This is a genomic window from Pseudomonas sp. WS 5027, assembly GCF_012985695.1.
Classification (GTDB): domain Bacteria; phylum Pseudomonadota; class Gammaproteobacteria; order Pseudomonadales; family Pseudomonadaceae; genus Aquipseudomonas; species Aquipseudomonas hygromyciniae.
In genome coordinates, this window is record NZ_JAAQWU010000039.1 from 1 (window position 1) to 20,774 (window position 20,774).

The 20,774-nt window shown below is 61.0% G+C and carries 23 protein-coding genes; all 23 read right to left on the minus strand.

Annotated features, from left to right (window positions below):
- Positions 1-141: 141 nt before the first annotated feature.
- Positions 142-534: a DUF2802 domain-containing protein gene (locus HBO09_RS27940; RefSeq protein WP_038447010.1), complete on the minus strand. Its 393-nt coding sequence runs from the start codon at positions 532-534 to the stop codon at positions 142-144.
- Positions 535-1,020, minus strand: coding sequence for a chemotaxis protein CheW (locus HBO09_RS27945; RefSeq protein WP_029292578.1), 486 nt, complete (start codon positions 1,018-1,020; stop codon positions 535-537).
- 75 nt (positions 1,021-1,095) lie between these two features.
- Positions 1,096-1,896, minus strand: a complete 801-nt coding sequence (locus HBO09_RS27950) for a CheW domain-containing protein (protein ID WP_169994392.1) — start codon at positions 1,894-1,896, stop codon at positions 1,096-1,098.
- 84 nt (positions 1,897-1,980) lie between these two features.
- Positions 1,981-2,769, minus strand: coding sequence for a ParA family protein (locus HBO09_RS27955; RefSeq protein ID WP_169994394.1), 789 nt, complete (start codon positions 2,767-2,769; stop codon positions 1,981-1,983).
- A gap of 51 nt (positions 2,770-2,820) precedes the next feature.
- Entirely contained in the window at positions 2,821-3,708 is an 888-nt protein-coding gene (gene motD, locus HBO09_RS27960; protein ID WP_029292572.1) for a flagellar motor protein MotD, read from the minus strand.
- Between the two features lie 145 nt (positions 3,709-3,853).
- Positions 3,854-4,594: a flagellar motor protein gene (locus HBO09_RS27965; RefSeq protein WP_169994396.1), complete on the minus strand. Its 741-nt coding sequence runs from the start codon at positions 4,592-4,594 to the stop codon at positions 3,854-3,856.
- Positions 4,594-5,715, minus strand: coding sequence for a chemotaxis response regulator protein-glutamate methylesterase (locus HBO09_RS27970; protein ID WP_169994398.1), 1,122 nt, complete (start codon positions 5,713-5,715; stop codon positions 4,594-4,596). Before HBO09_RS27970 ends, HBO09_RS27965 begins: the two co-directional genes overlap by 1 nt.
- Positions 5,716-5,764: 49 nt before the next feature.
- Positions 5,765-7,981 carry a chemotaxis protein CheA gene (locus HBO09_RS27975; protein WP_170061032.1) on the minus strand — a complete coding sequence of 739 codons (2,217 nt, stop codon included), beginning with the start codon at positions 7,979-7,981 and terminating at the stop codon, positions 5,765-5,767.
- Positions 7,982-7,993: 12 nt separating this feature from the next.
- Positions 7,994-8,782 (minus strand): protein phosphatase CheZ, encoded by a 789-nt coding sequence (locus HBO09_RS27980; RefSeq protein WP_169955945.1) that lies wholly within the window; start codon positions 8,780-8,782, stop codon positions 7,994-7,996.
- A gap of 18 nt (positions 8,783-8,800) precedes the next feature.
- Positions 8,801-9,175: a chemotaxis response regulator CheY gene (locus HBO09_RS27985; protein ID WP_005790040.1), complete on the minus strand. Its 375-nt coding sequence runs from the start codon at positions 9,173-9,175 to the stop codon at positions 8,801-8,803.
- 168 nt (positions 9,176-9,343) lie between these two features.
- On the minus strand, positions 9,344-10,084 hold the full coding sequence (gene fliA, locus HBO09_RS27990) for an RNA polymerase sigma factor FliA (RefSeq protein WP_038447000.1): 741 nt from the start codon (positions 10,082-10,084) through the stop codon (positions 9,344-9,346).
- The gene (fleN, locus tag HBO09_RS27995) at positions 10,081-10,914 is read right to left on the minus strand and encodes a flagellar synthesis regulator FleN (RefSeq protein WP_003192912.1); all 834 of its coding nucleotides are present in this window, start codon (positions 10,912-10,914) and stop codon (positions 10,081-10,083) included. The genes fliA and fleN overlap by 4 nt, the downstream gene beginning before the upstream one ends.
- Positions 10,915-11,014: 100 nt before the next feature.
- Positions 11,015-12,331 (minus strand): flagellar biosynthesis protein FlhF, encoded by a 1,317-nt coding sequence (gene flhF, locus HBO09_RS28000; RefSeq protein WP_029292553.1) that lies wholly within the window; start codon positions 12,329-12,331, stop codon positions 11,015-11,017.
- A gap of 11 nt (positions 12,332-12,342) precedes the next feature.
- The gene (gene flhA / locus HBO09_RS28005) at positions 12,343-14,457 is read right to left on the minus strand and encodes a flagellar biosynthesis protein FlhA (protein WP_169994402.1); all 2,115 of its coding nucleotides are present in this window, start codon (positions 14,455-14,457) and stop codon (positions 12,343-12,345) included.
- Between the two features lie 135 nt (positions 14,458-14,592).
- Positions 14,593-14,796 (minus strand): cold-shock protein, encoded by a 204-nt coding sequence (locus HBO09_RS28010; protein WP_169994404.1) that lies wholly within the window; start codon positions 14,794-14,796, stop codon positions 14,593-14,595.
- 348 nt (positions 14,797-15,144) lie between these two features.
- Positions 15,145-16,281 (minus strand): flagellar biosynthesis protein FlhB, encoded by a 1,137-nt coding sequence (gene flhB / locus HBO09_RS28015; protein ID WP_169994406.1) that lies wholly within the window; start codon positions 16,279-16,281, stop codon positions 15,145-15,147.
- 3 nt (positions 16,282-16,284) lie between these two features.
- Positions 16,285-17,070: a flagellar biosynthetic protein FliR gene (gene fliR, locus HBO09_RS28020; protein WP_169994408.1), complete on the minus strand. Its 786-nt coding sequence runs from the start codon at positions 17,068-17,070 to the stop codon at positions 16,285-16,287.
- A 4-nt stretch (positions 17,071-17,074) separates the two neighbouring features.
- Entirely contained in the window at positions 17,075-17,344 is a 270-nt protein-coding gene (gene fliQ / locus HBO09_RS28025; protein ID WP_003192936.1) for a flagellar biosynthesis protein FliQ, read from the minus strand.
- Positions 17,345-17,348: 4 nt separating this feature from the next.
- On the minus strand, positions 17,349-18,092 hold the full coding sequence (fliP, locus tag HBO09_RS28030) for a flagellar type III secretion system pore protein FliP (RefSeq protein ID WP_029292538.1): 744 nt from the start codon (positions 18,090-18,092) through the stop codon (positions 17,349-17,351).
- Positions 18,092-18,526 (minus strand): flagellar biosynthetic protein FliO, encoded by a 435-nt coding sequence (gene fliO, locus HBO09_RS28035; protein WP_240344336.1) that lies wholly within the window; start codon positions 18,524-18,526, stop codon positions 18,092-18,094. Before fliO ends, fliP begins: the two co-directional genes overlap by 1 nt.
- 1 nt (position 18,527) lies before the next feature.
- Positions 18,528-18,995 (minus strand): flagellar motor switch protein FliN, encoded by a 468-nt coding sequence (fliN, locus tag HBO09_RS28040; protein WP_029292534.1) that lies wholly within the window; start codon positions 18,993-18,995, stop codon positions 18,528-18,530.
- 42 nt (positions 18,996-19,037) lie between these two features.
- Positions 19,038-20,006: a flagellar motor switch protein FliM gene (fliM, locus tag HBO09_RS28045; RefSeq protein ID WP_029292532.1), complete on the minus strand. Its 969-nt coding sequence runs from the start codon at positions 20,004-20,006 to the stop codon at positions 19,038-19,040.
- Positions 20,007-20,015: 9 nt separating this feature from the next.
- Positions 20,016-20,519, minus strand: coding sequence for a flagellar basal body-associated protein FliL (fliL, locus tag HBO09_RS28050; RefSeq protein WP_169994409.1), 504 nt, complete (start codon positions 20,517-20,519; stop codon positions 20,016-20,018).
- Between the last annotated feature and the right edge of the window lie 255 nt (positions 20,520-20,774).

A 20,774-nucleotide genomic window follows, 5' to 3' on the forward strand; every position in this document is an offset into this window, starting at 1 on the left:
GCTGGGCTGCGAAGCAGCCCCAGTAGGCCGAATGCGCTGTATCAGATACACCGTAGCTGGTTTTGGGGCTGCTTCGCAGCCCAGCGCGGGGCAAGCCCGCTCGCCACAATAGCCCGCTCCCACATGGGAACTGCGGCAACTTCAGCTTTTGTGCAATTTACTCATCAACTGCGCCTCGGCCTGGGTCAGGCCGCAGGATTGGGTCAGTTCATCCACCGTGGCGCCCATGCCCACCAGCTTCGCCGCTTGGGCGAAGGACAGGTTGGCCGGGTCGCGCTGTTCCAGTGCCGACAGTTTGTCGGGCAATGGGGCGAGGATTGAACGCAATTCATGCACGTCCTCCCCCACCCGCACGGCGCTTTGCTGGTAGTTGTCCACGCGCTTGGCCATCTCGCGCAGGCGTTGGTCGCGCACGGCGTCGCGCTCGGCCTGCTGCAGCGCCGACTCGCGCTGCTGGCGCATATGACGCAGCAACACCACGAGGGTCCCGACCCACAGCAGGGCCAGGACGATTACCGCTACCTCAAGCATCAATCAGATGTTCTCCAGGTCCGACCACTCTTCTTCGCTCATCATCTTGTCCAGCTCAACCAGAATCAGCAGTTCGCCGTTCTTGTTGCATACGCCCTGGATAAACTTGGCCGATTCTTCGTTGCCGACATTCGGCGCAGTCTCGACTTCCGACTGACGCAGGTAAACCACTTCGGCCACGCTGTCGACCATGATCCCGACCACTTGCTTGTCGGCTTCGATGATCACGATCCGGGTGTTGTCGTTGACTTCAGTCGGCATCAGGCCAAAGCGCTGGCGGGTGTCGATCACGGTCACGACGTTGCCGCGCAGGTTGATGATGCCCAGCACGTAGCTCGGCGCACCCGGTACTGGCGCGATTTCGGTGTAGCGCAGCACTTCCTGCACGCGCATTACGTTGATGCCGTAGGACTCGTTGTCCAGTTTGAAGGTCACCCATTGCAGAATCGGATCATCCAAACCCTGTGCGGACGCTGACGACTTGTTCATACCCCTGACCCCTTCAAATACCGTTGATAACGGCGTGTGTTCTTCTTTGGCAGCACCGTGGCGCTGCGCCTCTTATCAAGTACGTTTGTTACCTGGCAGATCTTTTACCGCGCCGCTGGCAATCAGCTCCGCCAATTCGGCGACATCCAGCAGCGCGCACATATGTTCAATCACCGTGCCCGCCAGCCATGGCCGCTGGCCACGGTGGCTGCGCCATTTGATTTCGTTGGGGTCCAGGCGCAGCGAACGGCTGACCTGATGCACCGCCAGCCCCCATTCGTAGCCCTGCACCGAGATCACGTATTGCAGGCCCTGGCGAAAATCATCGCGATAGCGGTCGGGCATCACCCAGCGCGCGGTATCCAGCACCTTGAGGTTGCCGGCCTGGCTCGGCAGGATCCCGAGGAACCACTCCGGCTGGCCGAACAACGGCGTCAGTTCCTGGCCTTCCAGGGAGTAGATCGACCCCAGGCACACCAGCGGCACCGCCAGCGTCAGACCGGCCACATCGAACAGCAGGCACTCGAACGACTCGGCAGCCCAGGCCGGCCGGCCATCGGTTTCCACCGGCGGCGGAGTAATGCTCGGCGGCCGATGCACCTCGGCCACTGGCGGTACCAGCACCAGCGGTAAAGGCTCAGGCACGACCGCAACGGCGACCGGCACCACCAACGCATCACGGGCCTGCTCTTCCAGGACCGCCAGTTGAAACTCATCCAGGCCGGCCTCAGCCTCGACCACAGGCACCGCCACCACCTCATCCAGCACCAGGATCGGCTCGGGCAGCAGTTCCTCGGTCGCCTCTTGCAGCAACGCATCCAGGTAGGACTGCAGCGCCAGTTGCGGCCGGGTCTTGATATCGACAGGACGATTCATCTGTATGCCCACGCGCAAGCCCCGTTAACCGTGTATTCAAAGGTTATCGGCGCGATGCCCCATGGACTTGAATTCAGGTTCATTTCACGCCACCTGCGCCACAAGTTGCTGGGCCAGCAGATGCTTGAGCAAGGCGCGGTACGCCAGTACGCCACGGCTCTTGCCGTCGAATTGCGACGGTGCCAGGCCTGCGCGGCTGGCGTCACGCAGGCGCGTGTCCACCGGGATATAGCCTTGCCAGATAGTTTCTGGGTAGGCGTCGCGCAATACGCGCAAGGTGCCGAGGGAGGCCTGGGTGCGACGGTCAAACAGGGTCGGCACGATGCTGAACGGCAGCGCCTGTTTGCGCGAACGGTTGATCATGGCCAGGGTGTTGACCATACGCTCCAGGCCCTTGACCGCCAGGTGTTCGGTTTGCACCGGGATCACCAACTGCTGGCTGGCCGCCAGGGCGTTGACCATCAGCACGCCGAGCAATGGCGGGCTGTCGATGATTGCGTAGTCGAAGTCCTGCCACAGCTGCGCCAAGCTCTTGGCGATCACCAGGCCCAGGCCGCTCTGGCCCGGCGACTGGCGCTCCAGGGTGGCCAGGGCGGTGCTGGAGGGCAACAGGGAAATATTTTCGTTGCTGGTGGGCAACAACAGTTGCCCGGGCAAGCCTGCGGGGACACTGCCCTTGTGCAGGAACAGGTCGAAGCAACTGTGCTCCAGGGCATCGGGATCGTAGCCGAAATAGCTGGTCATCGAGCCGTGGGGATCCAGGTCGACAATGACCACGCGCTTGCCCGCCTCGGCCAGCAGACCGGCTAAGGCGATGGAGGTAGTGGTCTTGCCGACCCCACCTTTTTGATTGGCAACTGCCCAGACTCTCATTCGAATTGTTCCTCCCGGCAGGCACTGGCTCGACCGAGAAATAGCACGAGGTTATAGAGCCGGTGACGGAGAATTGACGGCACTCTCCCGAACCGGCGGCTTTACGGGCGTCGGTGCAGTTTGTGTGCCAGCCCGCTTCATTGCAGCATCAGGTTGTGCATTGGCCGCGCCGGTGGCGGTCAGGCTGCGGCGCACATCCAGGTTGCGCGACACCACCAACACCACCCGGCGGTTGCGCGCACGGCCTTCAGCCGTCGCATTATTGGCCACGGGCTGGAACTCACCATACCCCACCGACGCCAGACGCCCAGGGTTCACGCCCTGCATCGCCAGCATGCGTACGATGCTCGCCGAACGCGCTGACGACAGTTCCCAGTTGGTGGGAAATTGCGCGGTATGGATCGGTTGGTCATCGGTAAAGCCTTCGACGTGGATCGGGTTGTCGAAGGGTTTGAGGATGGCCGCCACCTTATCGATGATGCTGAAGGCAATATCACTGGGCAGAGCATCGGCGCTGGCGAACAGCAGGCTGGAATTGAGCTCGATCTCCACCCACAGCTCATTGCCGCGAATGGTCATCTGGTTGGAGCTGATCAGATCGCCAAATGCCGCGCTGATATCGTCGGCGATGCTCTTGAGCGGATCGCTGCCGCCACTGATACCGGCGTCGGTCTCGTCGCTGTCCTTGACCAGGGGTTTGGCTGGGGTCATGGTCTTGGGCCGCTCGTCGCCAATGGGAATCGGCTTGAGGGCCCGATCGGAGTCGGTAAAAACCCCGACCAGGGCTTCGGAAATGACTTTGTACTTGCCTTCGTTGATCGAGGAAATGGAGTACATCACCACGAAGAAGGCGAACAGCAAGGTGATGAAGTCAGCGTAGGACACCAGCCAGCGTTCATGGTTGACGTGCTCTTCAGGCTCGCGGCGGCGACGGCTCACAGGCAATACCCCTCACAACACACATCAACTGTAGGAGCGAGCTTGCTCGCGAAAATCGCGAACGATAACGCGGGGCTGCGGGTTAAACGCGGTGCTCTCGGGTTTTTCGCGAGCAAGCTCGCTCCTACAGGGAGGCGCATGCTCATCAATCCATGAAGCCCTGGAGCTTCAATTCGATGGAGCGCGGGTTTTCACCCTCGGCAATCGACAGGATGCCCTCCAGGAGCATTTCCCGGTAACGGGATTGGCGCATGGCAATGGATTTGAGCTTGCTGGCAATCGGCAGCAGCAACAGGTTGGCACTGGCCACGCCATAGATGGTGGCAACGAATGCCACGGCGATGCCGCTGCCCAGTTGCGACGGGTCGGCCAGGTTGCCCATCACGTGGATCAGGCCCATGACCGCACCGATGATGCCGATGGTCGGCGCGTAGCCGCCCATGCTTTCAAAAACTTTGGCCGCGTTGATATCGCGGCTTTCCTGGGTGTAGAAGTCCACCTCGAGGATGCTGCGGATCGCTTCCGGCTCCGCGCCGTCGACCAGCAGTTGCAAGCCCTTGCGCGAGTAGCTGTCGGGTTCGGCATCGGCCACGCCTTCAAGACCCAACAGGCCTTCCTTGCGAGCGGTGAGGCTCCAGTTGACCACCCGGTCGATACCGCCAGCCAGATCCACGCGCGGCGGGAAAATGATCCACACCAGGATCTGCATGGCTCGCTTGAATGAGCTCAGGGGAGACTGCAACAGCGCCGCGCCGACGGTACCGCCGATCACGATCAGCGCTGCCGGACCGTTGGCCAGGGCGCCAAGGTGGCCGCCTTCCAGGTAGTTGCCGCCAATAATGGCGACAAACGCCAGGAGTATCCCAACCAGGCTCAACACATCCATCAGTGACAGGCCTCCACCAGGTGCTTGCCGATGTCATCCAGGCTGTAGACCGCGTCGGCCAGGTCGGCTTTGACGATGGCCATGGGCATGCCATAGATCACGCAACTGGCTTCGTCCTGGGCCCAGATCGAGCTGCCGCCCTGCTTGAGCAGGCGTGCGCCTTCGCGACCGTCCGCGCCCATGCCGGTGAGGACCACCGCCAGAACTTTGTCACCGTAGGACTTGGCTGCCGAACCGAAGGTGATATCCACACACGGCTTGTAGTTCAGGCGCTCATCACCCGGCAGGATTTTCACCGCGCCGCGACCGTCGACCATCATTTGCTTGCCACCAGGGGCCAGCAAGGCCAGGCCTGGGCGCAGGATGTCGCCGTCCTCGGCTTCCTTGACGCTGATGCGGCACAACTTGTCCAGACGCTCGGCAAAGGCCTTGGTAAACGCCGCGGGCATGTGCTGGATCAGCACGATGGGCGCGGGGAAGTTGGCGGGCAATTGGGTCAGGACACGCTGCAAGGCCACCGGGCCGCCGGTGGACGTACCGATCGCCACCAGTTTGTAGGCCTTGCGCTTGGGCGCAGGCGACGCAGGACTTGGCGCCGCCGTGCGTGTCGGTGCCACGACAGGCCGCGCCACGGGAGCGGGAGCCGGACGCCCGAAACTGCTGCTGGTCGGTGCAGGCGCCGCTACCGGAGCGGGAGCCACCGGCGCGCGGAAGCTGCTGCGGTTGCTGCGCGAGATGCTGTGCACCTTCTCGCAGAGCATCTGCTTGACCTTCTCGGGGTTGCGCGAGATGTCTTCGAAATTCTTCGGCAGAAAGTCCACGGCGCCAGCGTCCAGCGCGTCGAGGGTCACTCGGGCGCCTTCGTGGGTCAGCGAGGAGAACATCAACACCGGGGTCGGGCAACGCTGCATGATGTGACGCACGGCAGTGATGCCATCCATCATCGGCATCTCGTAGTCCATGGTGATCACGTCTGGCTTCAACGCCAGGGCCTGATCAATCGCCTCTTTGCCGTTGGTGGCCGTACCGACCACCTGGATGTTGGAATCCGCTGAAAGAATTTCCGAGACGCGGCGGCGGAAGAAACCCGAATCATCCACCACCAGAACCTTGACTACCATAACCACTCCGTTAGGCCGGGCGAGGGACAATCGCCCTGCCCGGGCCGAATCAAATACGCCGTGCGGCGTAACGCTTGAGCATGCTCGGAACATCGAGAATCAGCGCAATCCGACCGTCACCGGTAATGGTCGCACCCGACATGCCTGGCGTTCCTTGCAGCATCTTGCCCAATGGCTTGATGACCACTTCTTCCTGGCCAACCAGTTGATCGACGACAAAGCCGATACGCTGGGTGCCCACGGACAGGATCACCACGTGGCCTTCGCGCTGCTCTTCATGAGCGGCGGATGCCACCAGCCAACGCTTGAGGTAGAACAAAGGCAGGGCCTTGTCCCGCACGATCACTACTTCCTGGCCGTCGACCACATTGGTGCGCGACAGGTCGAGGTGGAAGATTTCGTTGACGTTGACCAGCGGGAAGGCGAACGCCTGGTTGCCCAGCATCACCATCAGGGTCGGCATGATCGCCAGGGTCAACGGCACCTTGATGACGATCTTCGAGCCTTGGCCCTTGGTCGAGTAAATATTGATCGAGCCGTTGAGCTGGCTGATCTTGGTCTTCACCACGTCCATGCCCACGCCACGGCCGGACACGTCGGAAATCTCGGTCTTGGTCGAGAAGCCCGGGGCAAAAATCAGGTTGTAGCACTCGGTATCGGTCAGGCGGTCGGCCGCGTCCTTGTCCATGACGCCGCGCTTGACCGCGATGCCGCGCAGGATATTGGAGTCCATGCCTTTGCCGTCATCGGTGATCGACAGCAGGATATGGTCGCCTTCCTGTTCGGCCGCCAGGATCACTTTGCCCAGGCGCGGCTTGCCGCTGGCTTCGCGCTCTTCCGGGGTTTCCACACCGTGGTCGACCGCGTTGCGCACCAAGTGGACCAGTGGATCGGCCAGGGCCTCGACCAGGTTTTTGTCGAGGTCGGTCTCTTCACCCACCAGCTCCAGGGCGATCTCTTTTTTCAACTGCCGGGCCAAGTCACGAACCAGGCGCGGGAAGCGCCCGAAGACTTTCTTGATCGGCTGCATGCGCGTCTTCATCACCGCGGTCTGCAGGTCGGCAGTGACCACGTCGAGGTTCGACACGGCCTTTTGCATGGCTTCGTCGCCGCTGTTCAAGCCCAGGCGCACCAGGCGGTTACGCACCAGCACCAGTTCGCCGACCATGTTCATGATGTCGTCCAGGCGCGCGGTATCAACCCGCACGGTGGTTTCGGCTTCACTGGCCGGGGCTTTCTCGGCAGCGGCCGGCGCACGGGCTGGCGCTGGGGCGGCGGCACGTGCGGGAGCCGGTGCAGCGGCCTTGGCGGCGGCAGCGGGTGCCGGTTTGGCCACCGCCGCTGTGGCGGTCGCGGTCGCTGCGGCGGCAGGTGCCACCTCGGAAAACTTGCCCTTGCCGTGCAATTCGTCCAGCAGGGATTCGAATTCGTGGTCGGTGATCAAGCCATCCGCCGCCGGTGCGGCAGCAGGCGCCACAGCAGCAGGTGCAGCCGCCGCAGCGACTGCCGGCAACGCATCGGCAGCAAACGAGCCCTTGCCATGCAACTGATCCAGCAGTGCTTCAAATTCGTCGTCGGTGATATCGGTGCTGGCCGCTGGCGCAGCAGGCTCCACCGGCGGCGGTGTGGCCGCCACGGCGTCAGGGGCAAACTGGCCCCTGCCGTGCAACTGGTCGAGCAAGGACTCGAACTCGGCGTCGGTGATATCTTCGCTGGTCGGCACCATGGCCGGCGCAGCCGCAGCCGCTACCGGTGCTTCTGCCTCGGCCTTGACGGCATTGAGGGAGTCCAGCAGTTGTTCGAATTCGCTGTCAGTGACGTCGGGTTCGGCAACCGGCTCAGGCGCCGCTTCAACCACCGGGGCGGCGACCAATGCGGCAGGTTCTGCCAGGCGCGCCAGGGCAGCCAGCAGTTCCGGGGTGGCGGCAGTAATCGGAGCGCGTTCACGCACTTCGTTGAACATGCCATTGACCGCGTCCAGGGCTTCGAGGATCACGTCCATCAATTCCGAATCAACGTGCCGCTCACCCTTGCGCAGGATGTCGAACACGTTTTCGGCGATGTGGCAGCACTCCACCAGCTCATGGAGCTGGAGGAAGCCGGCGCCCCCTTTTACAGTGTGAAAACCGCGAAAAATTGCATTGAGCAGGTTCGCATCATCCGGTCGGCTTTCCAGCTCGACCAGTTGCTCGGACAACTGCTCTAGAATTTCGCCGGCCTCTACAAGGAAATCCTGAAGGATTTCTTCATCGGCGCCGAAGCTCATATTGCGTGCTCCTTAGAAGCCTAAACTGGACAGCAAATCGTCTACGTCATCTTGACCTGACATAACGTCTTCACGTTTATCGGCATGAATCTGCGGACCTTCACCCTTGGCGAGGTGTTTTTGTGGATCTTTTTCCGAGAGGATCGCTTCGCGGTCATGTTCAATGCCGGCAAAACGGTCGACTTGGCCAGCCATCAGCACCAGTTTGAGCAGGTTGCTTTCCACTTCGGTGACCAGCAGGGTCACGCGCTTGATCACCTGACCGGTGAGGTCCTGGTAATCCTGGGCCAGCAGGATGTCATTGAGGTTGCTGGAAACCGTGCGGTTTTCCTGCTCGCTGCGTGACAGAAAACCTTCGACCCGACGCGCCAGCTCACGAAATTCTTCAGCACCGACTTCGCGGCGCATGAAACGCCCCCAGTCAGCGCTCAACGCCTTGGCCTCATTGGCCATGCCGTTGACCAGGGGCGTGGCGTTTTCCACCAGGTCCATGGTGCGATTGGCTGCCGCCTCAGTCAGCCTGACCACATAGGACAGGCGTTCGGTGGCATCAGTGATCTGCGAGATTTCCTCGGCCTGGGGCATGTGCGGGTCGATCTGGAAATTGACGATCGCACTGTGCAACTCACGGGTGAGTTTGCCCACTTCCTGGTACAGGCCGCGGTCGCGGGTCTGGTTGAGCTCATGGATCAACTGCACTGCGTCGCCGAACTGGCCTTTTTCCAGGCTTTCGACGAGTTGGTGAGCATGTTTTTTCAGGGTCGACTCGAAGTCGGCCTGCGATGATTCTTTATGCTCCATAGCTCCCCCGTGGCAGCATCAATGACCGATGCGTTCGAAGATTTTTTCAATCTTCTCTTTCAAGGCCAGTGCAGTGAATGGCTTGACCACGTAGCCGTTGACCCCCGCCTGGGCGGCTTCGATGATCTGTTCACGCTTGGCTTCAGCGGTCACCATCAGCACAGGCAGGCTGCGCAGTTTTTCATCCGCGCGCACGTGGCGCAGTAGATCAATGCCGGTCATGCCAGGCATGTTCCAGTCAGTTACCAGAAAGTCGATGCTCCCGCTGTTGAGGATTGGAATTGCAGTAATGCCGTCATCCGCCTCGACCGTGTTAGTGAACCCAAGGTCACGCAACAGGTTTTTTATGATCCGCCGCATCGTTGAGAAGTCATCAACGATGAGGATTTTCATGTTCTTGTCCAATTCGACCTCCAAGCAGTCTTAAACGCGTCCAGCACCTGGGCGCGCCATATCATTCAACAGGCATTACACAAAAAGGACTGCTAGGGCACTCCACGAGCCGCTCCCGCCCGGCTCGCGCCCTGGCGGTTATCGTTCACAGTGTCCCCACACTGCCTGTCAGCGCGCTCGCCACTCTCCCAAACGCCCCCGCAAGCGGGCCGCGCATTGGCTATGTAGCTGGCTGACTCGAGATTCGCTGACCCCCAGGACCTCACCGATTTCCTTGAGGTTCAGCTCTTCGTCGTAGTACAGCGCCAACACCAGCCGCTCACGCTCCGGCAGATTGGCAATCGCGTCCGCCAAGGCGCCCTGGAAGCGTTCATCTTCCAGGTCGCGTGAAGGCTCCTGGTGAGCGCTCGCGCCGTCCTCGTGCAGCCCTTCATGTTCGCCGTCCTGTAGCAGGTCGTCGAAACTGAACAGGCGGCTGCCCAAGGTATCGTTCAAAATCCCGTAGTAATCGTCGAGACTCAATTGGAGTTCGGCCGCAACTTCGTGATCTTTAGCGTCGCGACCGGTTTTTGCTTCAATTGAGCGAATTGCGTCACTCACCATCCGGGTATTGCGGTGGACCGAACGCGGCGCCCAATCACCTTTACGCACTTCATCGAGCATCGCGCCACGTATGCGGATACCCGCGTACGTCTCGAAACTCGCACCCTTGCTCGCGTCGTACTTGGTCGACACTTCGAGCAAGCCGATCATCCCGGCCTGGATCAGGTCTTCGACCTGGACACTGGCGGGCAGGCGTGCCAGCAGGTGGTAGGCAATGCGCTTGACCAGAGGCGCATAGCGCTCGATCAATTCGCCCTGGCTGTCACGCGCTGATTTTTTGTAAAGGTTGTAGCCGCTGGCTGTCATAGCACCGGTCCTGCACTCGTCTGATGCACCAATCGCTCGACGAAAAACTCCAGATGCCCCCGGGGATTGGCGGGCAGTGGCCAGGTATCGACCTTCTGAGCAATTGCCTTGAACGCCAACGCGCATTTCGAACGAGGGAACGCTTCATAGACTGCACGCTGCTTTTGCACAGCCTTGCGCACACACTCGTCATAGGGAACTGCGCCGACGTATTGTAAGGCGACATCGAGGAAGCGATCCGTGACCTTGGTCAACTTGGCGAACAGGTTGCGCCCTTCTTGTGGGCTCTGGGCCATGTTGGCCAGCACACGGAAGCGGTTCATGCCGTAGTCACGGTTGAGCAGTTTGATCAGGGCGTAAGCGTCGGTGATCGAGGTGGGTTCGTCGCAGACCACCAGCAACACTTCTTGGGCGGCGCGTACGAAGCTGACCACCGACTCGCCAATCCCGGCGGCGGTGTCGATCACCAGCACGTCGAGGTTGTCACCGATATCACTGAAGGCCTGGATCAGGCCGGCATGCTGCGCCGGGCTCAGATGCACCATGCTCTGGGTGCCGGAGGCGGCCGGGACGATACGAATCCCCCCTGGCCCCTGCAACAGCACGTCGCGCAGCTCACAGCGGCCCTCTATGACATCGGCCAGGGTGTGTTTGGGCGTCAGTCCCAGCAGAACGTCAACGTTCGCCAGGCCCAGATCGGCATCCAGCAGCATGACGCGGCGGCCAAGCTCTGCCAGGGCCAGGGACAAATTCACTGACACGTTAGTTTTCCCGACGCCACCTTTGCCGCCGGTCACCGCGATCACCTGTACGGGATGCATGCTGCCCATGTTCTTTCTTTACCTTGTCTTGCTTAGCCGCAGGCTACATAGGGTGGCCGCGGTAGCAGACCATCGATGTAGGTACATTGCACTGTGTTTCATGTTGCCTTCAGCCGACCCGCTTGGCTGGGTTGTGATAGAGGTCGGCGAACATATCCGCCATCGCCTCTTCACTGGGTTCATCCTGCATTTGCACACTGACTGCACGGCTGACCAACTGATGACGGCGCGGCAGATGCAAATCATCCGGGATCCGCGGCCCGTCGGTCAGGTAGGCGACCGGTAATTCATGGCTGATGGCAAGGCTCAACACTTCGCCAAGGCTTGCGGTTTCATCCAGCTTGGTCAGGATGCAACCGGCCAGCCCGCAACGCTTGTAGCTGTGGTACGCAGCAGTCAGAACCTGTTTTTGGCTGGTTGTTGCAAGTACCAGGTAATTTTTCGACTTGATCCCGCGCCCGGCCAGGCTTTCCAGCTGCATGCGCAACGCCGGATCGCTGGCTTGCAGGCCCGCGGTATCGATCAGCACCACGCGCTTGCGCAGCAGCGGGTCGAGGGCGTTGGCCAGGGATTGGCCTGGGTCGACATGGGTCACCGGTACATTGAGGATGCGACCCAGCGTCTTGAGCTGTTCCTGGGCACCGATGCGGTAGCTGTCCATGCTCACCAGCGCAATATTGTGGGCGCCGTACTTGAGTACATAACGGGCGGCCAGCTTGGCCAGGGTGGTGGTCTTGCCCATGCCGGCAGGGCCGACCATGGCAATCACGCCACCTTCTTCAAGGGGTTCGATTTCCGGGGTCTGGATCATCCGCGCCAGGTGGGCCAGCAACATGCGCCAGGCTTGGCGAGGCTCTTCAATGCCGGTGGTCAGCTCCAGCAGGTCGCGCGACAACGGGCCGGACAGGCCAATGCGTTGCAGGCGGCGCCAGAGGTTGGCCTGTTGCGGCTTGCTGCCTTGCAACTGGTTCCAGGCCAGCGAGCCCAACTGCACTTCCAGCAGTTCGCGCAGGCCATTGAGTTCAAAGCGCATCGAGTCGAACACGCGCTGGTCGACCGCAGCGGCCGGTGCTGGCGCGGCGGGACGTGGCGGCTCGACGAAAGTCGGTTCTACCAGTGGCTCGGCCGCAGTCAGCGGCAGGCCGGCAAACAATTGGCGATTGGTGGTCGCATCGCTGTCGCCACGCATGCTCAGCTCGGCCTGGGCCGAGACAATGCGCGAGGCGGTCTTGCGCAACTCGTCTTCGAGTTCCATGTTCGGCACGCGCGGCGCCAGGGCCTGGGGTTTGTAATCCAGGGCAGCCGTCAGCTCGACACCGCCGGCAATGCGACGGTTACCGATAATAGCCGCGTCGGCGCCCAGTTCATCACGAACCAGCTTCATGGCCTGACGCATATCGGCGGCGAAAAAACGCTTTACTTGCATAACCCACTACCTCAGCCGTTGGGCCCTACTGTCGCGACGATAGTCACTTGCTTATTGTCAGGAATTTCCTGGTAAGCCAAAACGTGCAAATTCGGTACTGCCAAGCGTCCAAACCGCGACAACATCGCCCGGACGGGGCCTGCCACCAGCAGAATCACCGGTTGGCCCTGCATTTCCTGGCGCTGTGCAGCGTCGATCAACGAACGCTGCAGCTTTTCAGCCATGCTTGGTTCCAGCAGGACGCCCTCTTCCTGGCCCTGTCCTGCCTTCTGGATACTATTGAGCAATATTTGTTCCAACCTTGGTTCCAAGGTGATCACAGGCAGCTCAGAGTCAAGCCCTACAATGCTTTGGACGATGGCACGCGACAATCCGACGCGCACCGCTGCCACCAGCGCGGCAGTATCTTGACTCTTGGCGGCATTGTTGGCGATAGCCTCGGCAATGCTGCGAATGTCCCGCACCGGCACCTGTTCGGCCAACAGCGCCTGCAGCACCTTGAGCAGTTGCGACAGCGACAACACCCCTGGCACCAGCTCTTCGGCCAGCTTTGGCGAGGCTTTGGCCAGCAATTGCATGAGCTGCTGGACTTCTTCGTGGCCAATCAGCTCGTGGGAGTGCTTGTACAAAATCTGGTTGAGGTGCGTGGCAACCACGGTGCTGGCGTCAACCACGGTGTAACCCAGGGACTGCGCCTGGCTACGCTGGCTGACTTCGATCCACACCGCTTCCAGGCCAAAAGCCGGATCTTTGGCGGTTATGCCGCTCAGGGTGCCGAATACCTGCCCGGGGTTGATCGCCAACTCGCGGTCGGGGTAGATCTCGGCTTCGGCCAGGGTCACACCCATCAGCGTCAGGCGGTAGGCACTGGGGGCCAGGTCGAGGTTGTCGCGGATATGCACGGTGGGCATCAAAAAGCCCAGGTCCTGGGACAACTTCTTGCGCACACCCTTGATCCGCGCCAGCAACTGGCCGCCCTGGTTGCGATCCACCAAGGGAATCAGGCGGTAGCCGACTTCCAGGCCGATCATGTCGATGGGCGTCACGTCATCCCAGCCCAACTCCTTGGTTTCCTGGGCGCGGGCCGGCGATGGCAGCAAGTCCTGCTGGCGCTCCACCTCTTTCAAGGCCTGGACCTTGACCGCATTCTGCTTCTTCCAGAACAGGTACGCGCCACCGGCTGCAAGGGCGGCCATGGTCAGGAAAGAGAAGTGCGGCATACCCGGCACGATGCCCATGATCGCCATGATGCCGGCCGCCACGGCCAGGGCCTTGGGCGAGGCGAACATCTGGCGGTTGATCTGCTTGCCCATGTCTTCGGAGCCGGACGCACGGGTCACCATGATCGCCGCAGCTGTGGATAACAACAGTGATGGCAATTGCGCCACCAAACCGTCACCAATGGTCAGCAAGGCGTAAACCTTACCCGCATCACCGAAGGTCATGCCGTGCTGGAAGATCCCGACCGCCATGCCGCCGATCAGGTTGATAAACAGGATCAGCAGACCGGCGATGGCATCGCCGCGCACAAACTTGCTCGCACCGTCCATGGAGCCATAGAACTCGGCTTCCTGGGCCACTTCGGAACGGCGGGACTTGGCCTGGTTCTGGTCGATCAGGCCGGCGTTGAGGTCGGCGTCGATCGCCATTTGCTTGCCAGGCATGGCGTCGAGGGTGAAACGCGCACTCACCTCGGAGATCCGCCCGGCACCTTTGGTCACCACCACGAAGTTGATGATCATCAGAATCGCAAACACCACGACACCGACCACATAGTTACCGCCAATCACCACCTCGCCAAAGGCCTGGATCACCTTGCCCGCCGAGGCGTGACCGTCCTGGCCGTGCAGCATGACCACCCGCGTGGAGGCCACGTTAAGGGCCAGGCGCAGCAGCGTGGCAACCAGCAAAATAGTCGGGAATACCGCGAAATCCAAAGGCCGCAGCGCGTAGACGCAGACCAGCAGCACGACGATCGACAGGGCAATGTTGAAGGTGAAGAACACGTCCAGCAGGAACGGCGGTATCGGCAACATCATCATTGCCAGCATCACCAGCAGCAACAGCGGCACACCCAGATTGCCTCGCGAGAGGTCTGTCAGGGTGCCACGGGCTGTGCTGAACATATTAGAGCGATCCACCGGTATTCCTCGTATCCCTTGAAGCAAAACTTTGACGCCAGAAGGCGACTTGCAGGCGCTGTTGCAAGAAGCCTTCCAACTTTTGCTTGAGGACTTACCGGTGGTACACCGCAGGGCTGGCTAGAGCGGCCTGACGTTTGCTGCCTGCTTGCCTTTTGGGCCTTCGACGATATCAAACTCGACCTTTTGGCCCTCGGTTAGCGCTTTGTATCCCGTACCGACAATGCCGGAAAAGTGAACAAACATGTCCTCTGCGCCACCGTCCGGCGTAATAAAGCCAAAGCCCTTTGAATCGTTGAACCACTTCACTGTACCGATTGCCATTGCCTTTCTCCCGAAACCACGCACTTCTACGACCTATCAAAGCGCGACGCACGGGCGCTGGCTACTGTCAAAGTTGACAGGTTGCGCGCAACTTCAGACCGATGGTAAGAGCTTGCAGGGGGCTTATGGGATGTCTGTGGCTTGTAGGTTTGTCTGTGGCGAGCGGGCTTGCCCCGCGCTGGGCTGCGAAGCAGCCCCAATAAGAGGGCGCCGCGTAGTGTCGGGCAGACCGAGGTGGCTGGTTTTGGGGCTGCTGCGCAGCCCAGCGCGGGGCAAGCCCGCTCGCCACAGACAAGCCCATAAGCCACAGACAAGCCCTTAAGCCCCAGATAAGGCCCCAACTGATACTCAGGAATCGCGGCGCAAATCCGGAGGAATCGGCAAGTCCTTGAGGGGATCCGGGCGCTTGCCCTTGCCCGCACGGTATTGGCGGATCTGGTAGACATAGGCCAACACCTGCGCCACCGCCAGGTACAGCCCGGCCGGGATCTCGTGATCCAGATCGGTGGAGTAGAAGATCGAACGCGCCAGCGCCGGTGATTCCAGCAGCAGGATGTCGTTGGCCTGGGCGATTTCGCGGATTTTCAAGGCGGTGAAGTCGCTGCCCTTGGCTAGCAGCAACGGCGCACCGCCTTTCTCGGCGTCGTATTTGAGCGCCACGGCATAGTGGGTCGGGTTGGTGATGACCACATCGGCATCGGGCACCGACGCCATCATCTTGCGCTGGGACATCTCCCGCTGCAGCTGGCGAATGCGCTGCTTCACTTCCGGCTTGCCTTCCTGATCCTTGTGCTCGTCGCGCACTTCCTGCTTGGTCATCAGCAGTTTCTTGTGGCTTTCCCACAGCTGGATCGGCGCATCCACCGCCGCAATCAGGATCAGCCCGCAGGCCATCCACAATGAGCTCCACCCCACCAACTGCACGCTATGGATGATTGCCAGTTCCAAAGGTTCATGGGCGATGCGCAGCAAGTCGTCGATATCTGACTTCAACACCACCAGCGCCACGAACAGGATGATAAAAAACTTCGCCAGGGCCTTGAGCAGCTCCACCACGGCCTTGGCGGAGAACATGCGCTTGATCCCGGCGCCGGGGTTCATCCGGCTGAATTTTGGCGCCAGGCTGCCCGCCGCAAACAGCCAGCCGCCCAGGGAAATCGGCCCGATAATCGCCGCCAGGAGCAAGGTGATCAGCACCGGTTGCGCCGCCAGAATCGCGATTTTCCCCGAGTGCAGCAAATAGATGCCCATGGCGCGCGGGTCCAGCAGCACATCCCGGGGCAGGGAGAAGTTGTGCTTCATGATCTCCATCAGGTCCTGGGCCAGGCCGCCGCCGTAGATCAGCAGGCCACCGGCACCGGCGAGCATCACCGCGAGGGTGTTGAGCTCTTTGGAGCGGGCAATCTCGCCCTTTTCCCTGGAGTCCTTTTTCCGCTTCTCCGTGGGGTCTTCTGTTTTGTCCTGACCACTCTCGCTCTCGGCCATGGCTCAGCGCGCCCGTGCCAGGTCACGTAAAAACTGCAAGGCATCACTGGCCAGCGGTTGATACTGATTGAGAATGTCGGCCAGGCCGACCCAGAAAATCCCCAGGCCCAACACTAGGGTCAGCGGGAAACCAATGGCGAAGATGTTCAACTGCGGCGCGGCGCGGGTCATCACGCCGAAGGCGATGTTGACCACCAGCAGCGCGGTGATCGCTGGCAGCACCAGCAGCATCGCCGCGCCCAGCACCCAGCTGAGGCGGCCGACCACTTCCCAGAAGTGATTGACGATCAAGCCCTCGCCCACCGGCAAGGTAGTAAAGCTCTCGGTGAGGATCTCGAACGCCACCAGATGGCCGTTCATCGCCAAAAACAGCAAGGTCACCAGCATGGTCAGAAATTGCCCGATCACCGCCACCGATACGCCGTTGGTGGGATCGACCATGGACGCGAAGCCCATACCCATCTGGATCGAGACGATTTGCCCGGCAATCACAAAGGCCTGGAAGAACAGGGTCAGGGAGAAGCCCATCAAGGCGCCGATCAGGATCTGTTCGGCAATCAGCAGCAGCGCACTGAGGTCCAGGGCGTTGACCGGCGGCATCGCTGGCAACGTCGGCACGATGACCACGGTAATCGCCACAGTGAAGAACAAGCGCACACGCTTGGGGACCAGGGTCGTACCGATCACCGGCATGGTCATCAGCAAGGCGCCCACCCGAAACAACGGCAGGATGAACGCGGCCACCCAGGTGCTGATCTGGGTGTCGGTCAACGCCAGCAAGGATTGCATCAGGTCAGCCGATCAACTGCGGAATACTGCCGTACAACTGCAGGATGTATTCCATGAAGGTCTGCACCAGCCAGGGGCCGGCAACGATCAGCGTCACCAGCATCACCAGCAGGCGCGGAAGGAAGCTCAAGGTTTGTTCGTTGATCTGCGTGGCGGCCTGGAACATCGCCACCAGCAACCCCACCAACAGGCTGGGCACCACCAGCACGGCGACCATCAGGGTGGTCAGCCACAGTGCTTCACGAAACAGGTCGACGGCGACTTCCGGCGTCATGGCGCTATACCCCTCCGAAACTGCCGGCCAGGGTGCCGATAATCAGCGCCCAACCATCCACCAATACAAACAGCATGATCTTGAACGGCAGCGAAATGATCAGCGGCGACAGCATCATCATACCCATGGCCATCAGCACACTGGCCACCACCAGGTCGATGATCAGGAACGGGATAAAGATCATGAACCCGATCTGGAACGCGGTCTTGAGCTCGGAGGTGACAAACGCTGGCACCAGAATCGTCAACGGGGCCTGGTCCGGGCTGGCGATGTCAGTGCGTTTGGACAGGCGCACGAACAGTTCCAGGTCGCTGGAGCGGGTCTGCGACAGCATAAAGTCCTTGATCGGGCCCTGGGCCTTTTCCACCGCGTCCTGGGCCGTCATTTTCTCTGCCAGGTAGGGTTGCAGGGCTTGCTGGTTCACCTTGTCGAACACCGGCGCCATGATGAACAGGGTCAGAAACAGCGCCATGCCGGTAAGGATCTGGTTCGACGGGGTCTGCTGCAGGCCCAGGGCCTGACGCAGGATCGAGAACACAATAATGATCCGGGTAAAGCTGGTCATGAGCATGACGAACGCCGGGATAAAGCTCAGCGCGGTCATGATCAGCAGGATCTGCAGGCTGACCGAATACTCCTGGGCCCCAGCCGCATTGGTGCCCAGGGTGATCGCCGGGATCGACAACGGGTCCGCGCCGAACGCCAGCGGCGCTGCCAGCAACAGCATGAGCGTCAATAGAACGCGCATTACTTCTTATCCTTCTGGTCCTTGCCCATCAGCTCCATCAGGCGCTGGGCGAACTCCGGTGTGGCGGCCTCGGTCTGGGCCACGCTCACCGGATGCTTGAGCACATGCAACGGGGTAATACGGCCCGGGGTGAGGCCGAGCAGGATCTGCTCCTCGCCCACCTGCACCAGCACCAGGCGATCACGCGGCCCAAGGGCCCGCGACCCCACCAACTCGATGACCTGGGCGTTGCCCGGGCCAATGCGTTGCACTCGGCGCAGCAGCCAGGCGAGGACGAAGATCAGCCCCACCACCAGCAACAGGCCCAGCACCAACTGGGTCAGTTGCCCCGTCACGCTGGCGCCAGCGGCCGGCACGGCGACCTGGGCCACCGGTTCAGCCGCCATCACGCCCAGGGGCAATGCCCACAAGAGTCCCAGCCAGCGACGCGCCATCTCAGCGCAGCTTCTTGATACGTTCGCTGGGGCTGATCACGTCAGTCAGGCGGATGCCAAACTTCTCGTTGACCACCACGACTTCGCCATGGGCAATCAACGTGCCGTTGACCAGCACATCCAGCGGCTCACCGGCCAGGCGGTCGAGCTCAATCACCGAACCCTGGTTCAGTTGCAGCAGGTTACGGATATTGATTTCGGTACTGCCCACTTCCATGGAGATCGATACCGGGATATCGAGGATCACGTCCAGGTTCGGACCATCGAGCGATACCGGCTCATGGTTCTTCGGCACGCTGCCGAACTCTTCCATGGGCAGGCGGTTGCCCACCGGCGCAGTGGCGGCATCGGCCGCCAGCAAGGCGTCGATATCGTCCTGGCCTGCGTCGCCGGTTTCTTCCAGGGCAGCCGCCCATTCGTCAGCCAGGGCCTGGTCTTCGGCGGAAGTGTTTTCGTGTTCGGTAGCCATTACATGTCCTCGGCGCAGCAAAAATCATGAATTAGAGGGGAATCAGCGGCGGTTGATCGGCTCGACCACCTGCAACGCCAGGTTGCCCTTGTGGGAACCGAGCTTGACCTTGAACGACGGCACGCCGTTGGCGCGCATGATCAGTTCGTCTGGCAGTTCAACGGGAATCACATCCCCCGGCTGCATGTGCAAAATGTCCCGCAGGCGCAATTGGCGGCGCGCCACGGTGGCGCTCAGCGGCACGTCGACATCCAGCAAGTCTTCGCGCAGGGCCTTGACCCAGCGTTCGTCCTGGTCGTCGAGGTCGGACTGGAAGCCCGCATCGAGCATCTCGCGCACCGGCTCGATCATCGAGTACGGCATGGTCACGTGCAGGTCGCCGCCACCGCCATCGAGTTCGATATGGAAGGTGGAGACCACAATGGCTTCGCTGGGCCCGACGATGTTGGCCATGGCCGGGTTCACTTCCGAGTTGATGTACTCGAAATTGACTTCCATGATCGCCTGCCAGGCTTCCTTCAAGTCGATAAAGGCCTGTTCCAGCACCATACGCACTACGCGCAGTTCGGTAGGGGTGAATTCGCGGCCTTCGATCTTGGCGTGACGGCCGTCGCCGCCAAAGAAGTTGTCCACCAGTTTGAACACCAGCTTGGCGTCGAGGATGAACAGCGCGGTACCCCGCAGGGGTTTGATCTTGACCAGGTTGAGGCTGGTGGGCACGTACAGCGAATGCACGTACTCGCCAAACTTCATCACCTGCACGCCGCCCACCGCCACGTCCGCCGAGCGGCGCAGCATGTTGAACATGCTGATACGGGTGTAACGGGCAAAACGTTCGTTGATCATCTCCAGGGTCGGCATGCGTCCGCGGACGATGCGATCCTGGCTGGTCAGGTCATAACTTTTGACGCTGCCGGGCTCGGCAGCCATTTCGGTCTGTACCAGACCATCGTCGACGCCATGCAACAGGGCGTCGATTTCATCCTGGGACAGCAGGTCTTGCACGGCCATGTCGTGATCCTACTGCAATACGAAATTAGTGAAGAGCGCCTGCTCGACCACGACTTTGCCCAGTTCTTTCTGGGCCACTTCCTGCACGCTGGCCGTGACTTTCTGGCGCAGCATTTCCTGGCCCACGGGGGTGGCCAGGCTGTCGAAACTCTGCCCGGAGAACAGCATCACCAGATTGTTGCGGATCACCGGCATATGCACCTTGAGGGCATCCATGTCCGCCTGGTTGCGCGCCAGCAAGGTAATGCTCACCTGCAGGTAGCGCTGCCGACCGTTCTGGTTGTAGTTGGCGACAAAGGCCGGGAGCATCTGCTCGAAGATTGCCGGTTGCTTGACGTTGCTGGCGGTCTCGGCCACAGGTACCGGCTTGCTCTGGGCACTGTGCATAAAGTACCAGGTAGCCCCCACCGACACGCCGATGGCCAATAACAAGGCCACGACAATCAGCAGGATCATCTTGAGCTTGCCCTTGCCTGCTGCAGGTGCTGTTGCTGCGTCGTCACTCTTCGCCATGCCAATAATCCGTCACTATTCGGGGTTTCATAGATCCACGGGAAGGCAAGAGCAAGTGTTATGCCAGAGTTGTCTGGAGTGAGGGGGAATGCGTCAATGTGGGAGCTGGCCATCGGTACCTACACAACCTCCCGGAACCGACGACCTCCCCCTGTGGCGAGCGGGCTTGCCCCGCGCTGGGCTGCGAAGCAGCCCCAATAAGCCGAATGCGGTGTATCAGGTGAACCGTAGCGGCTGGTTTTTGGGCTAGTAATG